6 protein-coding genes are annotated in these 6,929 nt (G+C 73.8%); 4 read left to right on the top strand and 2 right to left on the bottom strand.

Translation table 11 applies throughout. The annotated features are described in order from the left end of the window. The 3 genes from LCE31_RS11825 to LCE31_RS11815 all read left to right on the top strand — a co-directional run. Positions 1-1,167, top strand: a 1,167-nt coding sequence (locus LCE31_RS11825; protein WP_263631729.1) for an FGGY family carbohydrate kinase, incomplete at its 5' end; no start/stop codon positions are given. Next, a complete protein-coding gene (locus LCE31_RS11820) occupies positions 1,164-2,189 on the top strand; it encodes a 1-phosphofructokinase family hexose kinase (protein ID WP_225014153.1) in 1,026 nt (341 codons plus the stop codon). The genes LCE31_RS11825 and LCE31_RS11820, both read left to right, overlap by 4 nt. A gap of 169 nt (positions 2,190-2,358) precedes the next feature. After that, positions 2,359-3,735 (top strand): sugar porter family MFS transporter, encoded by a 1,377-nt coding sequence (locus LCE31_RS11815; protein ID WP_263631728.1) that lies wholly within the window; start codon positions 2,359-2,361, stop codon positions 3,733-3,735. A 171-nt stretch (positions 3,736-3,906) separates the two neighbouring features. Here LCE31_RS11815 and LCE31_RS11810 read toward each other — a convergent pair whose 3' ends face one another. Then, on the bottom strand, positions 3,907-5,106 hold the full coding sequence (locus LCE31_RS11810) for an acyl-CoA dehydrogenase family protein (protein ID WP_225014151.1): 1,200 nt from the start codon (positions 5,104-5,106) through the stop codon (positions 3,907-3,909). A 225-nt stretch (positions 5,107-5,331) separates the two neighbouring features. Between LCE31_RS11810 and LCE31_RS11805 the strand changes: the two genes are divergently transcribed. Next, entirely contained in the window at positions 5,332-5,706 is a 375-nt protein-coding gene (locus LCE31_RS11805) for a DoxX family protein (protein ID WP_225014150.1), read from the top strand. 85 nt (positions 5,707-5,791) lie between these two features. Here LCE31_RS11805 and LCE31_RS11800 read toward each other — a convergent pair whose 3' ends face one another. Continuing rightward, complete coding sequence (locus LCE31_RS11800; protein ID WP_225014149.1) at positions 5,792-6,817, bottom strand: alpha/beta hydrolase; 1,026 nt, start codon at positions 6,815-6,817, stop codon at positions 5,792-5,794. Positions 6,818-6,929: the final 112 nt, after the last annotated feature.

Genomic DNA, 6,929 nt, shown 5'->3' with positions numbered 1-6,929 from the left:
GCCGTCGCCTCGTTCGGGCAGGAGGAGTCCGTCCCCGTCGATTGGGCGGGGCGCATGCTGTACCCCTCGCTCGCCTGGTGGCAGACCCGGCCCCAGCGGTTCCTCGACGCCGGTACGGCGGCGCTGCTGGACTCCTTCGAGCACTACCGGGTCTCCGGCATGCGGCACCGGGCGGACCAGACGCCCGAACGCACCGCGCACCTGAGGCAGGCGGAGCCCGGACTGTGGCGTGACACCGCCCGCTGGGTGGACTTCTCCACGTTCGCCACCCAGCGCATGACGGGCGCCTGGGTGGCCGCGACGTCGCAGATCACGCACAGCCAGTGTTTCGGCGTGGCCCGCCTCGAACCGGACGAGGCGGTCATGGAGCGGCTCGGGATGGGCCCGCAGATGTTCGCCCCCGCGCTCGCTACCGGGTCCGACGCGGGAGAGATCAGACCCGCGTCCCTGCCCGGCGTCCGGGTCGCGCCCGGCGCACGGGTCGTCGTGGGCGGCCACGACCAGGTCGTCGCGGCCCGGCAGGCGCACGCGGCGAGCCCGGCACCGGTGCTCGACTCCATCGGCACCTCCGAGTACCTGATGGTGACCGCCGACACCTACCGGCCGCACCGCCGCGCCTGGGAGCGCGGCATGGACTGGGAGCGCTCGTGGACGCGGGACGGCTTCGTCCTCGGTCACCCCGTCCCCACCGGGAAGGTGGTGCAACTGCTCGCCGAACTCTTCTACGACGGCGACTTCGACGCGCTCTTCGACGCACTGGCGAAGAGCGCTCCTGGCGCCCTCCCCTCGCTCTCGGTCACGCTCGACGCGCCGGGCGGGCCCGGCGCGGGTCTGCTCACCCTGGCCGGTGTGCCGGCCGGGGCGCGCGCCGGGGACGTCGTACGGCACTGTCTGGACCACCTGGCCGCCACGGCGCGGGAGGCGGCCTGGGAGATGTGCGACCTGGCCGGGACGCGGCCCACCTCCGCCACGCTCATGGGCTCGCTCTTCCGCCGCCGGGAGATGGCCGAGCACCGCCGCGGGCAGTGGAACGTACCCCTGCGTGTCGTGCCGCTCGGCGAGCCCGTCGCCCAGGCCGCCGCGCTGCTGGCCCGGGACACCGTGTCCGGCGGCGCACCGGTACCGCCGCGGCCGGCCACCGCACCCGAACAGGACGGAACGCCATGACCATCGCCATCGCCTCGGCCAACAGCGCCGTGGAACGCCTCCTCGTCGTGGACGCGCACCGCCCCGGCACCGTGCACCGCCTCGCACGCGGCGAGACCCTGGCGGGCGGCAAGGGCGTCAATGTGGCGCGCGTACTGAACGCCCTCGCGCGGCTGCCCGACGACACGTTCGGCCCCTCGGAGGGTCCGCCCGTGCCCGCACCGTGCCTCTTCGGCTTCCGCGGCGGCGCGACCGGACGGCTCTTCGAGGAACTGCTGCGCGGCGAGGGCATCGACTGCGACCTCGCTCCCACGGCCGGTGCCACCCGGGTCAACGAGGTCCTCGTCGACCGCTCGGACCCGGCGGGCGCCACCGTGTACAACGCGGCGGGGCCCAGGGTCAGCGCGTCCGAACTGGCCCTTCTGGACGAGGTGTTCACCCGGGTGCTCGGGGGCGCGCAGGCCCTCGTGTGCACCGGCAGCATTCCGCCGGGGGCGCCGGAGGACCTGTACGCGGGGTGGATCGCGCGGGCCCGCCTGCGCGGTGTGCCGACCGTGCTCGACGCCCACGGCCCCGCGCTCGCCGCGGGGGCGGCCGCCGCGCCGGACATCCTCAAGGTGAACCGCGACGAGGCCGCGGACACGGCCGGCGGGACGACTCCGCGGGGCGGCGACGCGGCGGACCTGGCGGCGCGCGGCTGGCTGGCGGCCGGCACCCGGTGCGTCATCGTCACGGACGGCGCGGCGCCCACCCGGGTCTACACCGGGGACGCGGGGTTCGAGGTGAGTGTGCCGCGGGTGCGGCTGCGCAGCGCGGTCGGCTCGGGCGACGCCTTCTGCGCCGGCCTCGTCCACAGTCTGCTGAGCGCGCCGGACGCCGGTTGGGCCCGGCACCTGCGGGTGGCGACCGCCTGCGGAGCGTCCAACGCGGCGAGCGAGACGGCGGACCTGTCCGCCGAGGCCCCGCCCGGGGAGCTGCTGGACCGGGTCACGGTGCGCACGTCCCCCACCTGGTGGTCCCGCACCGGCGGGGGCCAGGACTGATGGCGGCCCCGGCCGGGCGGCCGGACCCCGCAGGAACGGCCCGCGCGGCGGGCACCGGCCCGGAACAACGCCGTTCCGGCCCCGAACCACGGAGGTTGTGATGGACAGCATTACTTCCAGCGACAGGTCCCGGCCCCCTGCCGGGAACGTCCGGCCCCCCGCCGGGAACATGAGGAGCGTCATCCTCATCACCTTCGTCACCGCCGTCGGCGGGTTCCTCTTCGGCTTCGACAACGGGGCGATCTCGGGCTCGGCCGGCTTCATCCAGGACCGCTTCCGCCTCGGTCCCGGCGGCCTCGGCTGGGTGACGTCCAGCATCATCGTGGGATGTGTCGTCGGCGTGGTGATCGCGGGCCGGCTCAGTGACGCGATCGGGCGCAGGAAGATCATGCTCGGCACATCGGTCGTCTTCGTCGTCGGCGCGATCGGCGAGGCACTCGCCCCGAGCTCAGGGCTGCTGGTGGCGGCGCGCATCCTCGTCGGCGTCGGGATCGGCACGGAGACCACCATCGCGCCGCTGTACATCGCCGAGGTGGCACCGCCGCGCGTGCGCGGCCGGCTGGTCTCCTTCAACCAGCTGTTCAACACGGTCGGCAATCTCGTGGTGTTCACCGTCAGCGCGCTCATCTCCCGCATGAACAGCGACGCGTGGAACGTCAGTACCGGCTGGCGGTACACCTTCGGTGTCGGTGTCGTGCCCGCCGTGGCGTTCTTCCTGCTGCTCTTCCTCGTGCCCGAGAGCCCCCGCTGGCTGGTACGCGCCGGCCGGCGGGCCGAGGCGCTCACCGTCCTGACCCGGATCAGCGCGACGGAGGACGACGCGCGGGCCGAACTCGCCGCCATCGAGGGGGCGTCCGGCGCACACGCCGCGCGCCTGCGCGACGTGCTCGCGCCGCGCTTCCGCAAGACCCTGCTGATCGGCTTCGGCGTCGCGCTCTTCCAGCAGATCACCGGCATCAACGCGATCTTCTACTACGCCCCGGAGGTGTTCAAATCGGCGGGGCTCGGCTCCAACGACGCCATGTCGAGCACGGTGCTGATCGGTGTGGTCCTGGTCCTGGCCACGCTGCTGTCCATGTGGCTGATAGACAAGGCGGGCCGCAGGTCGCTGCTGCTCGTCGGCGCCGTCGCGATGACCGTCCTGCTGGCGGCCACCGGAGTCGTCTTCCGCGCGCCGCATCCCGACGGACCGCTGCTGCTCGCGCTGATCCTGGGCTATGTGGCCTTCTTCGCGGTCTCATTCGGCACCGTCACGTACGTGGTGATCTCCGAGATCTTCCCGACGCACATCAGGGGCGTGGCCGCCTCCGTCGCGACCTTCGCCCTCTGGGGCGGCAACTACCTGGTCTCGCAGTTCTTCCCGGTCCTGGTCTCCGGCATCGGATCGTCCTCCACCTTCTTCCTCTTCTCCGGCATCTCGCTGCTCGCGCTCGTCTTCACGGCCGTGCTGGTGCCCGAGACGAAGGGGAGGAGCCTGGAGGAGGTCGAGAGGGACCTCTACGGGCCGGGCGAGCGCGCCGGGAAACAGCCCGTGCCCAGGGGCTGAACGGCCGGAGAGTACGCGGCCCGCGGGCCGGGGGCGGCCGGTGTGCCGGTTCCGCGGGCCCGGGCGACCGGCTCGCCCTGTGCACGGTTCCGCCCGCGTGCGGTGGGCGGTCTCCGCGGCGTCCCGGGGCCGGGGACGGCCCACCTCGGCCCCGGAAGGGAATGCGTACCCTCACACGAAGGCGCTGTAGCCGGTCACCGCGCGGCCCACGATGAGGGAGTTCATGTCCCGGGTCCCCTCGTACGAGTAGAGGGCCTCGGCGTCCGCGAAGTAGCGGGCCACGTCGTGTTCCAGCAGGATGCCGTTGCCGCCGAGCACTTCCCTGGCCCACGCGACCGTCTCACGCATGCGGGTGGTGCAGAACATCTTCGCGAGGGCCGCCTGGGCGTCGCCGAGGCGGTCCTGCTCGTGCAGCGCCGCCATCCGCACGACCATGCCCTGGCAGGCGGTGATGTTCGCGAGCATGCGCGCCAGCAGGTCCTGGATCAGCTGGAATCCGGCGATGGGACGGCCGAACTGCTCGCGCTGGACGGCGTAGGCGCGCGCCGCCTCGTACGCTCCGATCGCGCAGCCCGTCGCGCTCCACGCCACACCGCCGCGCGTCACCTTGAGCACGCGCGCGGTGTCGCGGAACGAGTTCGCGTGCTGGAGCCGGTCGGCCTCCGGGACCCGGACACCGTCGAGGACGATGTGGGCGTTCTGCACCCCGCGCAGTGCGATCTTGCCCTCCAGCGCACACGCCGTGAAGCCCGGTGTGCCCTTCTCCACCACGAAGGCCTTGACCTGGTCGTCCTCGACGTCCCTCGCCCAGATGACGACGAGGTCGGCGAAGGTGGCGTTGCCGATCCACTTCTTCTCGCCGTCGAGCACCCACTCGTCGCCGTCACGGCGCGCGGTGGTGAGCAGGCCGAGGGCAGCGCCGGAGCCGACGAGCGGCTCGGTCAGGCCGAAGGCGCCGATCTTCTCCCAACCGACCATGGACGGCAGCCAGCGCTCCTTCTGCTCCCTCGACCCGCACTCCCGGATCGCGCCCATGGCGAGCCCCGCGTGCACGCCGTAGAAGGTGGCGAACGACGGGTCGACCCGCGACATCTCCATGCCGATGAGGCCGGTCAGCAGATAGCTGCGCGGGGCGATGCTGTGGTCGTCGGCGTAGGTGCCTGTGATGTCGAGGTCCCGGATCTCGTCCCGCAGGCCGAGGGGGCTCTCGCCGGCCTCCCAGAGTTCGTTGGCCCGGGGCGCGACCCGGTCGGCCAGGAACGCGCGGACCCGGTCGAGCTTCTTCCGCTCGTCGTCGTCCAGCAGGTCCTTGACGTAGTAGAAGTCCCCCTCGACCGCCGCGGGATCGATCTTGTGCTGCCGCTCCGCCATGGGTACGTCCGTCCTTCCCGGTGATCCACTTACCGGCGGGTACCCCGTGCGCCGCCGGTCAGGCCCGCCGCGGTCCGTATCGGGCGTACGCGGACGCCGAGACCGGACCGTGCTGGTGGCACCGGGGTACCCGCCGGTAACGTGTGGCGGGCCGGGGCCGTGCCCCGACGACCGCGGGCACCGGCCCGCGGGCCCGGACACCCCCCACGCTCCGGAGGTACCGCCATGCGGTTCGCACCGCGCTCGCCCCGTCTCCTCGCCGGTCTGCTCGGCACTTCGGCGGTGCTCCACTTCGCCAGGCCCCGGCCGTTCGACTCCATCGTGCCGCGCGCCCTGCCCGGCAGCCCCCGCACCTGGACGTACGTGAGCGGCGCGGTGGAGCTCGGGCTGGCCGCCGCGATCGCCGCGCCGCGCACCCGGCGGACCGGTGCCCTGCTGGCCGCCGGGTTCTTCGCGGCCGTCCTGCCCGCCAACGTCAAGATGGCGCGGGACTGGGACAACCGGCCCGCGCCACTGCGCGCCGCGGCCTACGCCCGCCTCCCGCTCCAGGCTCCCCTGGTCGCCTGGGCCCTCCACGTAGGCCGGGACGCGCGTGGTTGAGCCCGGGCCGCCTCGTACGGGTACGGCGGCACAGGGCCCGGACACGACCTCGGACCCCGGACACGGTCCCGGGCACGGCCCGTGATCACAGCGCGAGGAGGCGGCGCAGCCAGCGGGTGGGCGCCTGGGCCGCCTCCTGCGACAGGACGGCCGGGGCCATGGCCGAGAATCCGTGGAAGCCGCCGGGCCACACGTGCAGTTCGGCCACTCCCCCGGCCTGCCAGATCCGGCTCGCGTACGCCACGTCCTCGTCGCGGAAGGTCTCGGCGGAGCCGACGTCGATGAACGCCGGCGGCAGCCCGGACAGGTCGGTGGCGCGTGCGGGGGCGGCGTACGGGGAGACGTCGGGGCCGCCCGCGCGGTCGCCGAGCAGGGCCGTCCAGCCGACCTGGTTGGCGGCCTGGTCCCAGATCCCGAGGCCCTTCATCTGCCGGGCGGAGGGAGTGTCGTTGCGGTCGTCGAGCATCGGGCAGATCAGCATCTGGCCGATGAGGCGGGGGCCTTCGCGGTCCCGGCACAGGAGCGCGACGGCGGCGGCGAGCCCACCGCCCGCGCTGCCCCCGGACAGCACGATCCGGTCGGTGTTGAGGCCGAGTCCGCGGCCGTGCTCGGCGGTCCACACGAGTCCCGCGTAGCAGTCCTCGACGGGCGCGGGGTGCGGGTGTTCCGGCGCGAGACGGTAGTCGACGGAGACGATCGCGCAGCCCAGCCCCCTGCCCCACTCCTCGGCGAACCGCCCGAGGCCCTGCCGGTAGTCGCCAAGGACCATGCCGCCGCCGTGGATCAGATAGACGACGGGCAACGGCCCTTCGAGTCCGCCGGGGCGCACGATCAGCAGCGGTACGTCGGGCGCGCCGGCCGGGCCGGCGGCCGCCCGGTGGGTCACGTCGAACCCGGCGGCACGCAGTTCCTCGTCGCTCGTGTTCATGCCCTCCGCGAGGCCGAGTCCGGCCCGCCGCCGTGGAATGTCCTCGCGTGTGAAGCCGCCGCCGACCGCCTCGGGCGGCAGCAGTTCGAGGAAGGCCGCGAGCTCCGGGTCGAAGGGGACCGGCGGGCCCACGGGTGTGTCGCTCTCGGAGGGGACGGGCGGGCCCGCGGGTGTGTCGCTCATGGCAGCCTCGCAATACGTGGGTGCTGCCGGATCGTCCGGCACGCGCCCCCACTCTGCCGCGCTCCCGCCACCCGCCGGGAGCCGCCGGGTGGCGGGGTTTCGCCGCCGTCCG

Source organism: Streptomyces sp. 8L, from assembly GCF_020176795.1.
GTDB lineage: Bacteria > Actinomycetota > Actinomycetes > Streptomycetales > Streptomycetaceae > Streptomyces.
Note: the sequence above shows the minus strand (reverse complement) of the source record. Positions and strands in the feature narration are given on the sequence as shown.

Bases quoted from the DNA above. Each gene is read 5' to 3' on its own strand.
- LCE31_RS11820 (WP_225014153.1), top strand. From the start codon at position 1,164: ATGACCATCGCCATCGCCTCGGCCAACAGCGCCGTGGAACGCCTCCTC.
- LCE31_RS11815 (WP_263631728.1), top strand. From the start codon at position 2,359: ATGAGGAGCGTCATCCTCATCACCTTCGTCACCGCCGTCGGCGGGTTC.
- LCE31_RS11810 (WP_225014151.1), bottom strand. From the start codon at position 5,106: ATGGCGGAGCGGCAGCACAAGATCGATCCCGCGGCGGTCGAGGGGGAC.
- LCE31_RS11805 (WP_225014150.1), top strand. From the start codon at position 5,332: ATGCGGTTCGCACCGCGCTCGCCCCGTCTCCTCGCCGGTCTGCTCGGC.
- LCE31_RS11800 (WP_225014149.1), bottom strand. From the start codon at position 6,817: ATGAGCGACACACCCGCGGGCCCGCCCGTCCCCTCCGAGAGCGACACA.